General features: G+C 73.7%; 19 protein-coding genes and 1 riboswitch. Of the genes, 10 read left to right on the forward strand and 9 right to left on the reverse strand.

Annotated features, from left to right (window positions below):
* Window positions 1-123 precede the first annotated feature (123 nt).
* A complete protein-coding gene (locus AB0883_RS29400; protein ID WP_366644540.1) occupies window positions 124-1539 on the reverse strand; it encodes an ATP-binding cassette domain-containing protein in 1416 nt (471 codons plus the stop codon).
* A 122-nt stretch (window positions 1540-1661) separates the two neighbouring features.
* On the reverse strand, window positions 1662-2255 hold the full coding sequence (locus tag AB0883_RS29405) for an ECF transporter S component (protein WP_121400241.1): 594 nt from the start codon (window positions 2253-2255) through the stop codon (window positions 1662-1664).
* 73 nt (window positions 2256-2328) lie between these two features.
* Window positions 2329-2434: riboswitch (TPP riboswitch) on the reverse strand.
* A gap of 199 nt (window positions 2435-2633) precedes the next feature.
* On the opposite strand from AB0883_RS29405, the gene AB0883_RS29410 reads away from it, so the two are divergent.
* The 6 genes from AB0883_RS29410 (at window position 2634) to AB0883_RS29435 (ending at window position 8908) form a co-directional block, all read left to right on the forward strand.
* Window positions 2634-3635 carry a permease gene (locus AB0883_RS29410; protein ID WP_366644552.1) on the forward strand — a complete coding sequence of 334 codons (1002 nt, stop codon included), beginning with the start codon at window positions 2634-2636 and terminating at the stop codon, window positions 3633-3635.
* Window positions 3632-4435: a TIGR03943 family protein gene (locus AB0883_RS29415; protein WP_366644541.1), complete on the forward strand. Its 804-nt coding sequence runs from the start codon at window positions 3632-3634 to the stop codon at window positions 4433-4435. Before AB0883_RS29410 ends, AB0883_RS29415 begins: the two co-directional genes overlap by 4 nt.
* Before the next feature lie 54 nt (window positions 4436-4489).
* A complete protein-coding gene (locus AB0883_RS29420) occupies window positions 4490-5320 on the forward strand; it encodes an alpha/beta hydrolase (RefSeq protein ID WP_366644542.1) in 831 nt (276 codons plus the stop codon).
* 55 nt (window positions 5321-5375) lie between these two features.
* Window positions 5376-6140 (forward strand): SIS domain-containing protein, encoded by a 765-nt coding sequence (locus AB0883_RS29425; protein WP_366644543.1) that lies wholly within the window; start codon window positions 5376-5378, stop codon window positions 6138-6140.
* 121 nt (window positions 6141-6261) lie between these two features.
* Window positions 6262-6765, forward strand: a complete 504-nt coding sequence (locus AB0883_RS29430; protein ID WP_366644544.1) for a DUF6328 family protein — start codon at window positions 6262-6264, stop codon at window positions 6763-6765.
* Window positions 6766-6880: 115 nt separating this feature from the next.
* On the forward strand, window positions 6881-8908 hold the full coding sequence (locus tag AB0883_RS29435) for an acyl-CoA dehydrogenase family protein (protein WP_366644545.1): 2028 nt from the start codon (window positions 6881-6883) through the stop codon (window positions 8906-8908).
* Window positions 8909-9030: 122 nt separating this feature from the next.
* Here AB0883_RS29435 and AB0883_RS29440 read toward each other — a convergent pair whose 3' ends face one another.
* The 7 genes from AB0883_RS29440 to AB0883_RS29470 all read right to left on the reverse strand — a co-directional run bounded on the left by AB0883_RS29440 (window position 9031) and on the right by AB0883_RS29470 (window position 13468).
* Window positions 9031-9636 carry a hypothetical protein gene (locus AB0883_RS29440; protein ID WP_366644546.1) on the reverse strand — a complete coding sequence of 202 codons (606 nt, stop codon included), beginning with the start codon at window positions 9634-9636 and terminating at the stop codon, window positions 9031-9033.
* A gap of 169 nt (window positions 9637-9805) precedes the next feature.
* Window positions 9806-10204, reverse strand: a complete 399-nt coding sequence (locus AB0883_RS29445) for a Fur family transcriptional regulator (RefSeq protein WP_121400248.1) — start codon at window positions 10202-10204, stop codon at window positions 9806-9808.
* Window positions 10201-10500 carry a metalloregulator ArsR/SmtB family transcription factor gene (locus tag AB0883_RS29450; RefSeq protein WP_088998913.1) on the reverse strand — a complete coding sequence of 100 codons (300 nt, stop codon included), beginning with the start codon at window positions 10498-10500 and terminating at the stop codon, window positions 10201-10203. Before AB0883_RS29450 ends, AB0883_RS29445 begins: the two co-directional genes overlap by 4 nt.
* Before the next feature lie 43 nt (window positions 10501-10543).
* Window positions 10544-11410, reverse strand: a complete 867-nt coding sequence (locus AB0883_RS29455; RefSeq protein ID WP_121400249.1) for a metal ABC transporter permease — start codon at window positions 11408-11410, stop codon at window positions 10544-10546.
* A gap of 1 nt (window position 11411) precedes the next feature.
* Entirely contained in the window at window positions 11412-12173 is a 762-nt protein-coding gene (locus tag AB0883_RS29460; RefSeq protein ID WP_366644547.1) for a metal ABC transporter ATP-binding protein, read from the reverse strand.
* On the reverse strand, window positions 12170-13156 hold the full coding sequence (locus AB0883_RS29465) for a metal ABC transporter substrate-binding protein (protein WP_366644548.1): 987 nt from the start codon (window positions 13154-13156) through the stop codon (window positions 12170-12172). Before AB0883_RS29465 ends, AB0883_RS29460 begins: the two co-directional genes overlap by 4 nt.
* 54 nt (window positions 13157-13210) lie before the next feature.
* Entirely contained in the window at window positions 13211-13468 is a 258-nt protein-coding gene (locus AB0883_RS29470) for a hypothetical protein (protein WP_088998917.1), read from the reverse strand.
* 27 nt (window positions 13469-13495) lie between these two features.
* Between AB0883_RS29470 and AB0883_RS29475 the strand changes: the two genes are divergently transcribed.
* The 4 genes from AB0883_RS29475 to dusB all read left to right on the forward strand — a co-directional run bounded on the left by AB0883_RS29475 (window position 13496) and on the right by dusB (window position 17164).
* The gene (locus AB0883_RS29475; RefSeq protein WP_121400253.1) at window positions 13496-13837 is read left to right on the forward strand and encodes an antibiotic biosynthesis monooxygenase; all 342 of its coding nucleotides are present in this window, start codon (window positions 13496-13498) and stop codon (window positions 13835-13837) included.
* Between the two features lie 126 nt (window positions 13838-13963).
* Window positions 13964-14437, forward strand: a complete 474-nt coding sequence (locus AB0883_RS29480) for a hypothetical protein (RefSeq protein WP_366644553.1) — start codon at window positions 13964-13966, stop codon at window positions 14435-14437.
* A gap of 114 nt (window positions 14438-14551) precedes the next feature.
* Window positions 14552-15931: a glycine--tRNA ligase gene (locus AB0883_RS29485; protein WP_101412337.1), complete on the forward strand. Its 1380-nt coding sequence runs from the start codon at window positions 14552-14554 to the stop codon at window positions 15929-15931.
* A 60-nt stretch (window positions 15932-15991) separates the two neighbouring features.
* Complete coding sequence (gene dusB / locus AB0883_RS29490; RefSeq protein ID WP_366644549.1) at window positions 15992-17164, forward strand: tRNA dihydrouridine synthase DusB; 1173 nt, start codon at window positions 15992-15994, stop codon at window positions 17162-17164.
* Window positions 17165-17494: the final 330 nt, after the last annotated feature.

The following is a 17494-nucleotide window of genomic DNA, read 5'->3' on the forward strand; positions in this document are numbered from 1 at the left end:
AGGGTGTGGCGGCGGTCTGGGTGGGTGACCGGTGCGGCGGTCCGGTCCGGGCTGGTCACGGGCGTTCCAGGGTGTGGCGGCGGTCTGGGTGGGTGACCGGTGCGGCGGTCCGGTCCGGGCTGGTCACTTGCGCTCCAGGGTGACGCGGCGATCTGCCAGGGCGGCGACGAACTCCGCATCGTGGGTGACGGCGACCAGGCCGTGACCGGCGTCGCGCAGCTCGGCGAAGAGGTCCACCAGCTCCAGCCAGGTGCGCCGGTCCTGGCCGAAGGTCGGTTCGTCGCAGACGAGCAGGCGGGGCGCGGTGGCCAGGGCGGTCGCCACGCTCAGCCGCCGCGCCTCCCCGCCGGAGAGGGTGTACGGGTTGGCCGCCGCGAGCTTCGTCAACCGCAGCCGGGACAGCAGCGCGTCCACCGTGGCCCGGACCGCCGCCTCGGGCTGGCCGGTGCGACGCGGGCCGAGCGCCAGCTCGTCGAACACGGTGTTGGTGACGAACTGGTGCTCCGGGTCCTGGAAGACCGAGCCGATCCGGCGGGCCAGTGCCGGGGCGCGCCAGCGGTGCGGGGGCGTGCGGGCGTCGCCACCGGCCAGTGCCGTGGTCGCCGTGACCCGGCCGGCCCCGGGCCTGAGCAGGCCCCCGAGCAGTAGGGCGAGGGTCGACTTGCCGGCCCCGTTGGGCCCGAGGACGGCGAGCGCCTCGCCGGCGCGTACCGCCAGGTCGACGGGGGCCAGCCGGGGCGCGAGGCCGAGCCGGTCGGCGGCGAGCAGCACGTCGCCGGCCGGCGTGGTCGCGTGGCGTGGCGGTACCGGGCGGCCGGGCACCCAGACGCCCTCGTCGGCGAGCGCGTCGCCGTGCGTGCCGAAGACAGCCTCGGGCGTGCCGTCGGCGCGGACGCCGCCGCCGGGTTCGAGCACGACCACCCGGTCGACCAGGGGCAGCGCCTCGGCGACCCGATGCTCGACCAGGATCAGTGTGGTGTCGGCGTCCAGCGCGCCGGCCACCGCCGCCCGGATCAGCGTCGCGCCGGTCGGATCGAGATTGGCGGTCGGCTCGTCGAGCAGCAGCAACCCGGGACGCAGGGCCAGCACCCCGGCCAGGGCGAGCCGCTGCTGCTCGCCGCCGGAGAGCGCGGCGGTGGGGCGGTCCCGGGGGTACGGGAAGCCGACCCGGGTCAGCGCCTCGTCGACGCGGGGCCAGATCTCCCCGGCGGGGGTGCCGCGGTTCTCCAGCCCGAACGCCACGTCGTCGCCGCTGCGGGCCATCACGAGCTGGGTCTGCGGGTCCTGGAAGACGATGCCCACCCGCTCCCGGCCCTTGCGGGGGTCGAGCCCGTCGATCTCGACGGTGCCCTCCTGCTCACCCGAGTCCTCGGGCAACAGCCCGGCCAGCGCGGCGAGCAGCGTGCTCTTGCCGGCCCCGGAGGGGCCCAGCAGCAGCACCCGCTCGCCGACCTCGACGCGCAGGTCGATCCCCCGCACGGCCCATGCCCGCCGCCCGGCGTGCCGCCACCCGAACCCCCGCAACGTCACCGCCCCCACCGCAACCCCTCCCTCCCGGCCCGCCCGCGAGCGTCGATCATGAGGTTGGCGGCAGTCACGGAGATCCACATCACCGTCAACCTCATGATCAACCTCGATCTCGGTGGGGGAGGGGCCGGGGGTCAGACGGGGGTGCGGTCGCGGGCGGCGGGGAAGCGGTCCAGGGCCCCCGTGGTGGCCAGGGCCCGGGTCAGGGCCCAGCCGCCGGCACCGGCGACGACCGTGGCGCTGACGATGGTGAGCAGGGCGTACGGGATCCGGTAGCTGCCCAGGGCGTACTCGCTGTTCCAGACGAAGAAGTCGAACAGGGCCGCGCCGAGGCCGGTCAGCGCGCCGGCGATCAGCGCGGTGGGCAGCCGGAACGAGCGGTACCGGAACGCGGCGAAGGCCAGCTCGGCGCCGAGCCCCTGGATCAGGCCCTGCACGATGGTGACGCCGCCCCACTCCGAGCCGAGCAGCGCGGAGACCGTCGCCGCCACCGCCTCGCAGAAGAGCGCCGCGCCGGGCTTGCGGATCACCAGGCCGCCGAGGACGGCCGGGACCAGCCACACGCCGTACATGATCGCCTGGCCGGCGGGGAAGAACGCGAACGCCGGGTCGACGGCCCGCCACAGCAGGCCCCAGGCCCAGAAGATGACGCCGAAGGCCACCGCGATCACGGCGGCGACGACGACGTCGACGGTACGCCACCGGGTGGCGGTGTTGTTGTCTCTCATGATTGCTCCCAGTCCCGAACGAGAACCAGGAGAAGACGCACGCCGCGCCCGGAACGTGCCGGACGTCGACGCGGCTGGAGGTCGACCGAACTCCCTGCGCTGGCATTACCCAGATCAGGTTCGAGGGTCTGCGGGCGGTGCCCGCACTCTCAGCGCTGTGCGCTCCCCTGTCGGATGTGAAGTTGTGGCCCGACGCTAACACCTTTGAAGATCATCGGGCAAAGTGATCTTTCCGCAGCTCACCAGCGCGTTCGATCGACGCCCCGATTCCGGCCCGGTACTCTCGGGCGGCCACTGGGAATCCGGCAGAGGGACACGTACGTGACATCCGAGGCTGACCGCCGCGCGCCGGACGGGCCGCACCCCGGCGCGGTGGACGTGGCCGCCCCGGGCGTACGCGAGGAGACGCCGGCGGCGCCCCGCGGCCCGGAGCGGCGGATCGGGTCGGTGGAGGTCCTCGCCGGCCTGCTCATCCTGCTGGTCGTCTTCCGCGAGCCGCTCGCCCGCGCCCTCTCCGCGCCCCGGTTGCAGACCTGGACCACCGTCTTCGTCTCGGTCATGGTGCAGGCGGTGCCGTTCCTGGTCTTCGGGGTGCTGCTCTCGGCGGTGATCGCCGTCTTCGTGCCCCGGTCGTTCTGGGCCCGGGCGCTGCCGCGTCATCCCGCGCTGGCGGTGCCGGTGGCCAGCGCGGCCGGCGTGGTGCTGCCCGGCTGCGAGTGCGGGGCGGTGCCGATCGCCGGGTCGCTGATCCGGCGCGGGGTCACCCCGGCCGCCGCCCTGGCGTTCCTGCTCGCCGCCCCGGCGATCAACCCGATCGTGCTCACCGCCACCGCGGTGGCCTTCCCCGACGACCCGGCGATGGTCCTCGGCCGGGCCGTCGCGAGCCTGGTCGTCGCGACGGTCATGGGCTGGCTGTGGCTGCGCCTCGGCCGGGCCGACTGGATCCGGCTGCCGCGTCGGCCGGAGCTGGACGACGGCTCGCGCGGGCGGGCGTTCTGGGGGGCGGTCCGGCACGACGTCACGCACGCCGGCGGGTTCCTGGTGATCGGCGCGGCGGCCGCGGCCACGATCAACGTCGTGGTGCCGGAGCGCTGGTTGCAGACGCTCGCCGACGACCCCGTGCTCTCGGTGCTCGCGCTGGCCGCGCTCGCGGTGCTGCTCTCCCTCTGCTCCGAGGCGGACGCCTTCGTCGCCGCCTCGCTGTCGCAGTTCTCGCTGACCTCCCGACTGGTCTTCCTGGTGGTGGGGCCGATGGTCGACCTCAAGCTCATCTCGATGCAGGCCGGGGTCTTCGGCCGGCGCTTCGCGCTGCGGTTCGCCCCGACCACCTTCGCGGTGGCCGTCGCGGTGGCCGCCGCCACCGGGGCGGTGCTGCTGTGAACCGGCAGGCGCAGGCGGTCGTCCTGCTGCTGCTCGGGGGCGCGGTCGTCCGGGCCAGCCTCACCGACCTGCACCTGCGCTACGTCAAGGAGGGGCTGCGGCCCTTCCTGATCGCCGCCGGCCTGCTGCTGGTGGCCGCCGCGGTCATGACCCTCTTCTACGAGCTGCGCCCGCTCCTGCGACGCCCGCCCGCCGGCCACCACGACGGCCACCACGCTCAGGGCGACCAGGGCGACCACGACGCTCAGGGCGACCACGACGGGCAGGACGGCGACGGCGGGCACGACGGCCACGGCCACCACGAGCCCCGGGTCGGCTGGCTGCTGATCCTGCCCGTGCTGGGCCTGCTGCTGGTCGCCCCGCCGGCCCTGGGCTCGTACGCGGCCGGGCAGGCCGGCACCGCCGTCACCACCCGGCAGCAGCCGTCCGACTACCCGCCGCTGCCCGACGGCGACCCCGTGCGGGTGGCCGTGCTCGACTACGCCTCCCGGGCCCTGTTCGACCGGGGCACCTCGATCGGCGGGCGCCGGGTCCAGCTGACCGGCTTCGTCACCACCGGCCCCGACGGCCGGCCGCTGCTGGCCCGGATGGTGCTCTCCTGCTGCGCCGCCGACGGGCGGCCGGTCAAGCTGGGGCTGACCGGCGCGGCCCCCGACGGGCTCGCCGACGACACCTGGATCGAGGTGACCGGCCGCTACAGCGACCGCATCGCCCGCGACCCGGTCAACGACGCCGAGATCCCCTACCTGGACGTGGAGTCCTGGCGGCAGGTGCCCGTCCCCCGGCAACAGTACGAGTGACCATGGGCCGGCGGTCCCGGGCGGCCGGGTGCGACGCTGGGTAGGCTCACGATCATGCGGATCGAGGCCCGGGGGTTCACGTTCGACGTCCGCGTCGGCGGACCGGAGGGCGGCACGCCCATCCTGCTGCTGCACGGCTTCCCCCAGCACGGTGGGGAGTTCGACGACGTGGTGCCCGCGCTGCACGCCGCCGGCCTGCGCACGTACGCGCCGGACCAGCGCGGCTACTCGCCGGGCGCGCGGCCCGAGGCGGTCGAGGCGTACCGGCTGCCGGAACTGGTCGCCGACGCGGTGGGCCTACTCGACGCGCTGGGCGTCGACGCGGCGCACCTGGTGGGGCACGACTGGGGCGCGATCGTGGCCTGGGCCGTCGCGGCCCACCACCCCGAGCGGGTGCGAACGCTGACCGCGGTCTCCGTGCCGCACCCCGGCGCCATGGCGTGGGCGCTGGCCGAGGACGCGGGGCAGAAGGCGCGCTCGGCGTACATGACGGTGTTCCGCAAGCCAGGCACGGCGGAGAAGGCGCTGCTGGCGCTGAACGCGACCGGGCTGCGCCGGATGCTGCACGGGGTCGGCGACGACGCGCGGGTGGCCGCGTACGCGGACCCGATGCGCGAGCCGGGCGCGCTGACCGCCGCCCTGAACTGGTACCGCGCGATGTCCCGCCGGGACCTGGCCGCCACCGGGCCGGTGGCGGTGCCGACCACGTTCGTGTGGAGCGGTCGCGACATCGCGATCGGCCGGACCGCCGCCGAGGCGTGCGCCGAGCACGTGACCGGGGACTACCGCTTCGTCGAGCTGCCCCGGGTGAGCCACTGGATCCCCGACGAGGCGCCCGCCCCGCTGGCCGAGGCGATCCTGGCCCGGGTGCACGACCCGGTCTGACCTTCCCCGCGACGCCGGCCGGTGGACGCCGGCCCACCAATGACGGAGGTACGACATGGACCGAGCAGACACGACGGTGAAGGCCGAGGACTTCCTGGCCGTGGTGACCGAGACGATGAACCGGGTGGCCGAGAGCCAGCGCGAGGCGGTGGGGCGGGCCGCCGACCTGATCGCCGAGGCGGTACGCGCCGACGGCGTGGTGCACGCGTTCGGCACCGGCCACTCCGAGGCGCTGGCCATGGAGATCGCCGGGCGGGCCGGCGGGCTGGTCCCCACGAACCGGATCGCCCTGCGGGACCTGGTGCTCCGCGGCGGGGCCCCGGCGGACGTGCTCGGGCCGCTGCTTGAGCGCGACCCGGCGGTGGCGCACCGCCTCTACGAGCTGGCCCCGGTCGGCCCCCGGGACGTCTTCGTGCTGGCCTCCAACTCGGGCGTGAACGGCGCGATGGTCGAGTTCGCGTCGCTGGTCAGGGAGAAGGGCCACGGGTTGGTCGCGATCACCTCGGCGCAGCACTCCGGGCAGATGACCTCGCGCCACCCGTCGGGGCGCAAGCTCGCCGACTTCGCCGACGTGGTGCTCGACAACGGCGCCCCGTACGGCGACGCGACGCTGCCGCTGCCCGGCGGTGGCGCGGTCGGCGCGGTCTCGTCGATCACCGCGGCGCTGCTGGCGCAGCAGATCACGATCGAGGTGGTGGCCCGGCTGTTGGCGGCGGGGGAGCGTCCCCCGGTCTACCTGTCGGCCAACATCGCCGGGGGCGACGAGCACAACAACGCCCTGGAGGCCCGGTACGCCGGCCGGATCCGGCGCGGCTCCTGACCGGACGGGACCGGCGCCCCGGGCAGTGACGTGAGTCGGTTTCGCGCGCCGGCCGGTGGGGCATCAGCGATGCTGCCGCCGGCCGCCCCCGCCGGCAGTACCGTCTGACCGGAGGTAGCGCGTGTCCAAGGAAACCGAGAAGCAGCGCTGGCAGCGCAACTTCGCCGACCTGCTCCAGGAGCTTCGGGTCGCCCAGACCGGCGTGCAGATCCTCTTCGCCTTCCTGCTCACCCTGCCGTTCAGCAACGGCTTCACCCGTACGAGTGGCTTCCAGAAGGACATCTACATCGTCGCGTTGCTGTCGGCGGCCGCGGCCACCGCGATGATCATCTCTCCGGTGGCGTTCCACCGCGCGCTGTTCCGGCAGGGCCGCAAGCCGGAGCTGGTCCGGTTCGCCCACCGTATGGCCAGCGGTGGCCTCGCCTTCATGCTGATCTCGATGGTCAGCGCGGTGCTGCTGATCACCGACTTCGTGCTGGACCGGAGCATCGCCCTGGTGCTCAGCGGCCTCACCGGCCTCTGGTTCCTCACCTTCTGGGTGTTCCTGCCGTTCTCCCGGCGCAACTGGGGCGACGACGACGCCGACGACGACGACGAGAACGAGCCGCGGTCTCTCAGCGACTGACCGAGGTCGACACAGCTCGATATTTACCGATCGCTACCCCTGGGTAACACCCGGGGGTAGCGTGCTGTTCGTCGAGCACGTTGACGCATCCGGACCGAGGTTCGAGGGGGCCGCCGTGACCACGACAGAGAACAGCCGACCCGCGCCCGACGGATCAGGCGCCGACCGGCCCGCGCAGACCAGCGCCGACGACCCGCCGGCGGCCGGCACGGCCGGGCCACTGCCGACCGAGGCCGGCCAGGTCTCCGAGAAGGAGGCCCGACAGGTCGCCGAGGCGGCCCGGGAATCCTCCTGGGACCGTCCCAGCTTCGGCAAGGAACTCTTCCTCGGCCGGTTCCGGCTCGACCTGATCGACCCCTGGCCGCGTTCCGATCCGGCGGACGTCGCCCGCGCCGACGAGTTCCTCGGCCGGTTCCGCGAGTTCCTGGTCTCCGAGGTGGACGGCGCCGCGATCGAGCGGGACGCGTCCATCCCGGACGAGGTGTTCCAGGGCCTGGCCCGTCTCGGTGCCTTCGGCATGAAGATCGACCGGTCGTACGGCGGGCTCGGGCTCAGCAACCTGCACTACTGCCGGGCGCTCATGCTGGCCGGCTCGGTCAGCCCGGCGATCGGCGCGCTGCTCTCGGCGCACCAGTCGATCGGGGTGCCGCAGCCGTTGAAGATGTTCGGCACCGCCGAGCAGAAGCAGCGCTTCCTGCCCCGGCTCGCCGCCGGCGAGGTCTCCGCGTTCCTGCTCACCGAACCGGACGTCGGCTCCGACCCGGCCCGGTTGGCCACCACCGCCGAGCCCACGCCCGACGGCACCGGCTACCGGCTCAACGGCGTGAAGCTGTGGGCCACCAACGGCACCGTCGCCACGCTGCTCGTGGTGATGGCCCGGGTGCCCGCCGCCGAGGGGCGGCGCGGCGGGATCACCGCCTTCGTCGTCGAGGGCGACACCGAGGGCATCACGGTCGAACGGCGCAACGCCTTCATCGGCCTGCGTGGCCTGGAGAACAGCCTGACCCGCTTCCACGACGTCTTCGTACCGAAGGAGAACGTGATCGGTGGCGAGGGCAAGGGCCTGAAGATCGCGCTGACCACCCTGAACACCGGGCGGCTGTCGCTGCCGGCGATGTGTGTCGGCGCCGGCAAGTGGGCGCTGAACGTGGCCCGGGAGTGGGCCGCCGACCGGGTGCAGTGGGGGCGGCCCGTTGGCGAGCACGAGGCGGTGGCCCAGAAGCTCTCCTTCATCGCCGCGACGACGTACGGCATGGAGACCATGCTGGACCTCTGCTGCCTGCTCGCCGACGACGACCGCAACGACATCCGGATCGAGGCGGCGCTGGTCAAGCTCTACGCCAGCGAGATGGCCTGGAAGATCGCCGACGAGCTGGTGCAGATCCGGGGCGGTCGCGGCTACGAGACGGCCGACTCGCTCGCCGCGCGGGGCGAGCGACCCGCCGCCGTCGAGCAGATGCTGCGCGACCTGCGGATCAACCGCATCTTCGAGGGCTCCACCGAGATCATGCACCTGCTCATCGCCCGCGAGGCGGTCGACGCGCACCTGTCGGTCGCCGGCGACATCATCGACCCGGAGGCGGGGCTCGGCCGCAAGGCCAGGGCCGGGGCGAGGGCCGGCGCCTTCTACGCGAGGTGGCTGCCCACCCTCGCCGTCGGCAGGGGACAGCGCCCCTCGGCGTACGCCGAGTTCGGCCCGCTCGCCGGCCACCTGCGGCAGGTGGAACGTGCCTCGCGCAAGCTGGCCCGCTCGACGTTCTACGCGATGTCCCGCTGGCAGGGGAAGATGGAGCGCAAGCAGGCTTTCCTCGGCCGGGTGGTGGACATCGGCGCGGAGCTGTTCGCCATGTCCGCGGTCTGCGTACGCGCCCACGCCGAGCGGGAGGCCCGGCCCGAGAACGTCGAGCTGGCCGACCTGTTCTGCCGGCAGGCCCGGGTCCGCATCGACGCGCTCTTCACCGCACTGTGGGACAACACCGACTCCGTCGACACGGTCGCCGCGAAGCGGATCCTCGCCGGGCGCTACGCCGCCCTGGAGGACGGCGTGCTCACCCCCGCCGACGACCTGCCCTGGGTGGCCCCCTGGTCCCCCGGCCCGTCCACGACGGGCGACGCCCGCCGCCGCCTCCCGCCTGCGCGGTGACGCCCCGCCCTCACCCCTGACCCGGCCCGATCATGCAGTTCTGGTGCCCCGCAGAAGGGGCGAGTGCGGATACTCCGGGCACCACAACTGCATGATCACGGGGCGGGGTGGGAGCAAGGGCGTCAGCGACCGGTACGCAGGCCGAGTTGGCGTAGTTCCAGGGCGGCGAGCGCGTCGACGGTGGCGTCGTCGCCGCGGCGCCACGCCTCGGCCACGTCGGGCGCGATCCTGGTCAGCCGCCCCAGCGGCTGGGTGGCCAGCGCGCGCAGCGCCAGCAGGTCCCGGCCGGCGGGGGCGGCGGCCAGCTTCGCCGCCGAGCCGGCCCGGCGCATCCAACGCACCCGCAGCGGCAGCCAACCGAAGAGCACCAGGCCGAGCGGGAAGACCAGCACGGCGACGGCCAGCGCGAGGGCGAGCTGGTCGACCAGTTCCTGCTGGTCGCGCCCCGCCTCGGCCAGCGAGCGGGCGGCGGTGGCGGCCCGCTCGAACGGCGCGGTCAGCTCGTCGCCGACCAGCGGCACCCGGTCGACCTTGCCGCCCGCCTCGGCCAGGTTGTCGGCGAGGCCGCTGCCGGCCCCCTCCAGCTTCTGCCCGGGTACGGCGAGCTTCTGGACCAGGTCGTGCAGCCACAGCGCGCCACGGATCGCGCCGTACACCCAGGCGACGACGAGCAGGTCGGTGATCAACTGTCGGACGGCGGTCGGGAAACGATCGGCGTAGATCTTCACGCCGGACAGCGTGCCACGCGCACCCGTCCCCGGCACGCGACGCGAACGGCGGCGCACCGCCCGGCGCCCGGCGGACGGCACGACGGTGGCCGGCGCAACGGCGGACCGGCGCCCGGCGCGACGGGTGGACCCGCGGCCGGCGCGACGGCGGTCGGCGCTACGGGCGGGGTCAGCCCGCGCAGGCCGGGCAGGTGCCGAAGATCTCCAGGGTGTGGCTGACGTCGGCGTAGCCGTGCTTCGCCGCCACCCGCTCGGCCCAGCTCTCCACCGTCGGCCCCGCGACCTCCACCGTGCGGCCGCAGGACCGGCAGACCAGGTGGTGGTGGTGACCCTCGCTGCACCGGCGGTAGAGGTGCTCGCCGCCCGGCGGGCGCATCACGTCGATCTCGCCGGTGTCGGCGAGCCCCTGGAGCGTGCGGTAGACGGTGGTCAGCCCGACCCGCTCGCCGCGCTCGCGCAGCATCGCGTGCAGCTCCTGCGCGCTGTGGAAGCCCTCCAGCTCGCCGAGCAGCGCGCTCACCGCCGAGCGCTGCCGGGTGTTGCGGACCGTGGCACCCGTCATGATCATGATCCCTCCCCGGCGTGGCTCACCGCGTCGGCCACGATGTGTGCGACGTGCTCGTCGACCAGCGCGTACGCGATCTCACGACCCCGCCGGGAGCCACGCACCACGCCGGCGCCCCGCAGCACCCGCAGGTGCTGGGAGACCAGCGGCTGCGCGGCGCCGAGCTTGTCGACCAGCTCGTGCACGCAACGCTCGCCCTCGGCGAGTTCGCTGACGATGGCCAACCGGATCGGCGCCGAAAGGGCACGCAAGAGCTCGCTCGCGCCCTCGAAGGCGTCGTAGCCTGATCCGTCGGTCACCCCGTAACGGTAACCAATCCCACCGACACGCCGCTGACCAGGATCAGTGGAGCACCACCTCGTGCGGCTCCGGCGCGGGCGCGGCGGCGGGGGTACGCCGCCGGCGCAGCACCCGCCACACCGCGCCGAGGACCGCGACCACCCCGAACGAGGCGATCGCCATCAGCACCACCGAGGCGCCGGGGGCGGTGTCGGCGTTCGCCGCCACGTAGACCCCGGAGCCGGCGGCGAAGAGCCCGAGCGCCATCGCCGCCGTCATCGTGCTGCGGAACCCCCGGGTCACCTGCTGCGCGGTCGCCACCGGCACCACCATCAGGGCGCTGATCAGCAGCACTCCGACGGCCCGCATGGCGATCGTCACGGTGACCGCGGTGGCCACGGCGAGCAGCAGGTTGAGCGTACGCACCGGCAGGCCGGAGACCCGGGCGTACTCCTCGTCGTGGCAGACCGCGAAGAGGGCCGGGCGCAGCGCCAGCATGGTCACCCCGATCGCGACGCCGAGCACCGCGATGGTGGTCAGGTCCTGCGGGGAGATCGTGGTCAGCGACCCGAACAGGTAGGCGTTCAGGTTGGCGCTGGTGCTGTCGGAGAGCCCGACCAGCGTCACGCCGCCGGCGATGCCGCCGTAGAAGAGCAGGGCCAGGGCCAGGTCGCCGGAGGTGCGCCCCCGGGCGCGGACCAGCTCGATGGTGATCGCGCCGGCGGTCGCCACGGCCACCGCGACGAGCACGGGGGACCGGTTGAGCAGCAGGCCCGCGCCGACGCCGGTGAGCGCCACGTGCCCCACCCCGTCGCCGATCAGGGCGAGCCGCCGCTGCACCAGGTAGATGCCGAGCGCCGGGGCGGCCAGGCCGATGATCAGCGCCCCGATCAGGGCCCGCTGCATGTAGGGGTACTGGAAGAGTTCCATCTCAGCTGCTCCACAGCCCGGCGGGCTCGTCGGGTCCGTGCGGGTGCACGTGGTCGTGGTCGGGCTCCGCGTGGTGGCCGGCGGGCTCGGGCACCGGGCCGTCGTGACAGATCCCACCCTGGTGTACGACGACCGCCCGGCTGATCAGCGGCCGCAGCGGCCCGAGCTCGTGGGCCACCAGCAGCACCGTGCCGCCACCGGCGACGAAGTCGTGCAGCGCCCCGGCGAACGCCTCCTGGCTGGCCGCGTCGACCCCGGCGGTCGGTTCGTCGAGGACCAGCAGCTCCGGCTGACCGGCCAGCGCCCGGGCGATCAGGGTGCGCTGCTGCTGCCCGCCGGAGAGGGTGCCGACGGGGTCGCGGGCCCGGTCGGCGAGCCCGACCGCCTCCAGCGCGGCGGTCACCGCCGCCCGGTCCGCCGCGCCGGGCGGGCGCAGCACCCCGCGTCGGGCGAGCCGGCCGGAGGCCACCACCTCGCGGACGGTGGCCGGTACGCCGCTGCCGGCGCCGAGGCGCTGCGGGACGTACCCGATGCGGTGCCACTGCCGGAAACGGCGCAGCGGACGGTCGAAGAGGGTGACCGAGCCGGAGCTGAGCGGCACCAGGCCGAGCGCGGCGCGGACCAGGGTGGACTTGCCGGAGCCGTTGGCGCCGAGCACCGCGACCACCTCGCCGGCGGTCACGGTCAGCGAGACGTCACGCAGCACGGGGCGGCCGTCGTAGCCGACCACCCCGTGCGTGACGGTGATGACTGGGGATGTCACGAGCAGCTCAACGCCGTCCTCAGGGTCGCAAGGTTGGTACGCATCACCGAAAGGTAGTCGCCGCCGTCGGTCGTCAGCCCCTCCAGGGGGTCCAGCACCGCGGTCTTCGCGCCGACCTCGGCGGCGATGGTCTCGGCCACCTTCGGGCTGACCAGCGTCTCGAAGAAGATCGTGGTGGCCTTGTGCTCCCGGGCCTCCCGGGCGACCTCGGCCAGGCGCTGCGGGGCGGGCTCGTTCTCGGGGCTGAGCCCGGTGATGCCGATCTGCTCCAGCTTGTAGCGCTCGGTCAGGTAGCCGAAGGCGGTGTGGCTGACCACGATCTCCCGCCGCTGGCAGGTCTTCAGCCCGGCCGTGAACTCGGCGTCCAGCTTCTCCAGCTCGGCGCGCAGCGCCCCGGCGCGGGCGGTGTAGTCGGCGGCGCGGTCCGGGTCGGCCTGGCCGAGCCGCTCGGCGAGCTTGTCGCCGACCGTGGCGAGTCGGGTGGGGTCCAGCCAGAGGTGCGGGTCCTTGGTGCCGCCCTCCTCGTGGCCGGGCTCCTCGGGCTTGCCCGACTCCTCGGGGTGGGCGTGCTCCTCGCCCTCGTGGTCGTGGTCGTGGCCGCCCGCGGCGGCGTCCATCAGCGGCTGCACGGTCGACACGTCGAACGCGCGGTCCTTGGCGTTCTGCTCGACGGCCTCGTCCAGCGCCGGCTGGAAGCCCTTGAGGAGCACGACCAGCTCCGCCTCGGCGACCTGGCCGACCTGGCCCGGGTTCAGCTCCAGGTCGTGCGGCTCCGCCCCGGGCTTGACCAGGTTGCTCACCGTCACCGCGTCACCGCCGATGCGCTCGGCGAGGAACTGCAACGGGTAGAAGGCGGCCACCACGTCGACCCGCTGCGGGTCGGCGCCGGCCGGGCCGTCGTCGGAACAGGCCGTGACACCACCCAGGGCGAGCAGGGCGGTGGCGGCGAAGGCCAGGGTGCGCGGGGCGGTGCGGAGGTTCATGCCATGAACTTTCCGCGACAACGATAATGATTGTCAAAAACGCATGCTTGCATGTCAGAACAGCTTCACCAGGCCCGCGGTGACCAGCAGGGTGAGCGCCACCAGCCGGATCACCCGGGTCGGCGCCGTCTGCACCGACCAGGTGGTGACCAGCAGCGCGGCCACGGCCGCGGCGAGCAGCAGGGTGAACAGCCCGCCGACCACGCCGGGGGTGAAGAACGCGACAAGCACCAGCACCAGGGTGACCAGGAACACCGTCGTCGGGTTCGCCCGGGCCAACCGGGCCGGCATCCGGCTCTGCGTACGCTGCATCCCACAGACTCTACGAGGAGGAACCCCGTGCTGGTGACGAACCGGTTCGTGGTGGACGTCGATGTCGCCGACGAGTTCACCGAGCGGGCGCACGCCGCCCTCGCCGCGCTCGCGGCCCGCCCCGGTTACCTGCGCGGCCAACTGGTCCGGGCGCTGGACGACCCCCGGCACTGGTGCCTGGTCACGGAGTGGGAGTCGGTCGGCACCTACCGGCGGGCCCTGGGCGGCTTCGACGTCAAGATCACCGCGGTGCCGCTGCTCGCCGAGTCGCTCGACGAACCGTCGGCGTACGAGGCGCTCGCCAGCGCCGCCCCCGGCGGGGACGTCGTCCCGGCCGCCAGCGATCGGGCCGCTGGTCCTTACCGCTGAGCCCGTGGGCACTACATTGCTTGCATGACCGCTCCCGGACCGGCGACCCCGCCGGCGTACCCTCCGTCGCCCGGCCAGCAGTGGGGGCAGCCGCCCGCTGTGCCCGGCCCGCCGGCGGATCCGGGCGTGCCCGCCCCGCCCGCCGGGCCGGGGGTCACCCCGCCGTTCGCGGCGCCGCCCACCGAGGGGCGCAACACCCGGCTCTGGCTCGGGCTGGGCGCGGGGGCGCTCGCCGTGCTGCTCTGCTGCGGCGGTGGCGGCGCCGCCGTGGTGGGGCTGGCCGTGACCGGGGTGCAGGCCGTGCGCGAGCAGGGTCGCACCGTGTCGACCGACTACTACCAGGCGCTCGTCGAGCGCAAGTACGGCGCGGCGTACGACCAGCTCTGCGACGACGCGCAGCGGCGCGAGTCACGCCGCGAGTTCGAGCGCCGGGTGGCCGCCGAGCCGCAGATCGCGACCTTCCGGGTGGGCGACGTGGACGCCGTCTCCCTCACCGTGCCCGTCGACGTCACCTACACGGGCGGCCGGCAGGACCGGCAGCAGGTCACCCTCGGGCAGGACCAGCAGACCGGCGGCATGGAGGTGTGCGGGGTGAGCTGACCCGCCCCCGGTATTCTGCTGGGCCCGGGACGGCACGGGTCGTACCGTTGTCCCGAACTGTTCCTTCCATCCTTACCGCGTCCCCGCCGACCGCCAGTCGGCGTAGGAGGAAACATGCCAGCCGACCGTATCGACGCCGTCGTCAGCCTCGCCAAGCGCCGAGGCTTCGTCTTCCCCTCCAGCGAGATCTACGGAGGCACCCGGTCGGCGTGGGACTACGGTCCGCTCGGCGTGGAACTGAAGGAGAACGTCCGCCGGCAGTGGTGGAAGACGATGGTCCAGCAGCGCGACGACGTGGTCGGCCTCGACTCCGCCGTGATCCTGGCCCGCGACGTCTGGGCCGCCTCCGGCCACCTGGACGCCTTCGTCGACCCGCTGACCGAGTGCCAGTCGTGCCACAAGCGGTTCCGGGCCGACCACCTCGAGGAGGCGTACGAGGCCAAGCACGGCAAGCCGCCGGCCTCGCTGACCGAGCTGAACTGCCCGAACTGCGGCAACAAGGGCACCTTCACCGAGCCGAAGATGTTCAACGGCCTGATGAAGACCTTCCTCGGCCCGGTCGAGAGCGAGGAGGGCATGCACTACCTGCGGCCCGAGACCGCCCAGGGCATCTTCGTCAACTACAAGAACGTGGAGACGGTCGCCCGCAAGAAGCCGCCGTTCGGCATCGCCCAGACCGGCAAGTCGTTCCGCAACGAGATCACCCCGGGCAACTTCATCTTCCGCACCCGCGAGTTCGAGCAGATGGAGATGGAGTTCTTCGTCGAGCCGGGCTCCGACGAGCAGTGGCACGAGTACTGGCTCTCCGAGCGCTGGAACTGGTACCTCGACCTGGGCCTGTCGGAGAGCAACCTGCGCTTCTACGAGCACCCGAAGGAGAAGCTCTCCCACTACTCGAAGCGCACTGTCGACATCGAGTACCGCTTCCAGTTCGGCGGCACCGAGTTCGCGGAGCTGGAGGGCATCGCCAACCGCACCGACTTCGACCTGACCACGCACAGCAAGCACTCCGGCGTCGACCTGTCCTACTTCGACCAGGCCAAGGGCGAGCGTTGGATGCCCTACGTCATCGAGCCGGCCGCCGGTCTCACCCGCGCGGTGCTCGCGTTCCTGCTCGAGGCGTACGACGAGGACGAGGCGCCGAACACCAAGGGCGGCGTGGACAAGCGCACGGTGATGCGCTTCGATCCGCGGCTGGCCCCGGTCAAGGTGGCCGTGCTGCCGCTGTCGCGCAACGAGGCGCTCTCGCCCAAGGCGAAGGGCCTCGCCGCCGACCTGCGCAAGCGCTGGGTGGTGGAGTTCGACGACTCGCAGGCGATCGGCCGTCGCTACCGCCGCCAGGACGAGATCGGCACCCCGTTCTGCGTGACGGTCGACTTCGACACCCTGGACGACAACGCGGTGACCGTGCGGAACCGGGACACCATGGCCCAGGAGCGCATCGCGCTGGACCAGGTCGAGCGCTACCTGATCGAGCGCCTCCCCGGCTGCTGAGCTGCGGCGGGGCCCGGCCGGCGCGGAAGTCGCGCCGGCCGGGCCCCGTACACTTGTCCGGTGACCGCGCCGACCGTTCCCGCACTGCGCCCGCTGACCATCGGGCCGCACGAGGTGTGGCCGCCGGTGGTGCTCGCGCCGATGGCCGGCATCACCAACGTCGGCTTCCGGCAGCTCTGCCGGGAGCAGGGCGGCGGCATCTACGTCTGCGAGATGATCACCACCGTCGCGCTGGTCGAGCGGAACCCGAAGACGCTGCGCATGATCGCGTTCGGCGACGAGGAGCGGCCCCGCAGCCTCCAGCTCTACGGCACCGACCCGGAGATCACCGCCGCCGCCGTGCGGATCGTGGTGGAGAAGGACCTCGCCGACCACATCGACCTCAACTTCGGCTGCCCGGTGCCCAAGGTCACCCGCAAGGGCGGCGGCTCGGCGCTGCCGTGGCGGCGCCGGCTCTTCGCGCGGCTGGTCAGGGCCGCGGTGGACGCCGCGTCACCCGCCGGGGTGCCGGTCACGGTCAAGATGCGCAAGGGCATCGACGACGACCACCTGACGTACGTCGAGGCGGGCCTCGCCGCCCAGGACGCCGGCGTGGCGGCGGTCGCCCTGCACGGGCGTACGGCCGCGCAGCGCTACTCCGGCACGGCGGACTGGGACGCCATCGCCACGCTCAAGCAGGCCCTCGACGTGCCGGTGCTCGGCAACGGCGACATCTGGGAGGCCGACGACGCGCTGCGGATGGTGGCGCACACGGGCGTCGACGGGGTGGTGATCGGCCGGGGCTGCCTGGGCCGCCCGTGGCTCTTCGCCGACCTGGAGGCCGCGTTCGACGGCCGCCCGGAACGCCGCCTGCCCACCCTGGGCGAGGTGGCGCGGACCATGCGCCGCCACGCCGAACTGCTGGTCGACCAGTTCACCGCGGGCTCGCGTACCCCCGCCCGGGGCGAGCGGGACGGCTGCACCGACTTCCGCAAGCACGTCGCCTGGTACCTCAAGGGCTTCCCGGTCGGCAGCGAACTGCGTCGCGAGCTGGCCATGATCGAGAGCCTGGCCCAGCTCGACGACCTGCTCGGCAAGCTGGACCCGTCGGAGCCCTTCCCGGTGGCCACGCTGGGCCAGCCACGCGGCCGCACCAACTCGCCCGGCAAGGTCTTCCTGCCGGACGGCTGGCTGGCCAGCCGCGACGACGACACCGTCCCGGAGGGCGCCGAGCTGGCCGACTCGGGCGGCTGAGCCCTCGCCCCCCGGCGCCACCCCGGCCCCACCCCGGCCCCGCCCGGCCTCGGCCTGGCTCCGGTCCGGGCGCGTGCTGTCCCGCCTCGGCTTGGCTCCGGTCCGGGCGCGTGCTGTCCCGCCTCGGCCTGGCTCCGGTGCGGCCCCTGGCCCGGCGGCGACATCCGGGAGCGCCCTCGGTCATGGCGAAAGGGCCGGCCCCTTGTCGGGTCCGGCCCTTGTCGCTTGTGGTGCTGGTGTTGTCGTCGGTCAGGCGGTGTAGCCGCGGGTGGCGATCCAGTCGGCGAGGTTGTCGACGCTCATCCGGTAGGAGGCCTGGTCGGGGTTGGC

It is taken from the genome of Micromonospora sp. NPDC047812, assembly GCF_040704175.1.
Classification (GTDB): domain Bacteria; phylum Actinomycetota; class Actinomycetes; order Mycobacteriales; family Micromonosporaceae; genus Micromonospora.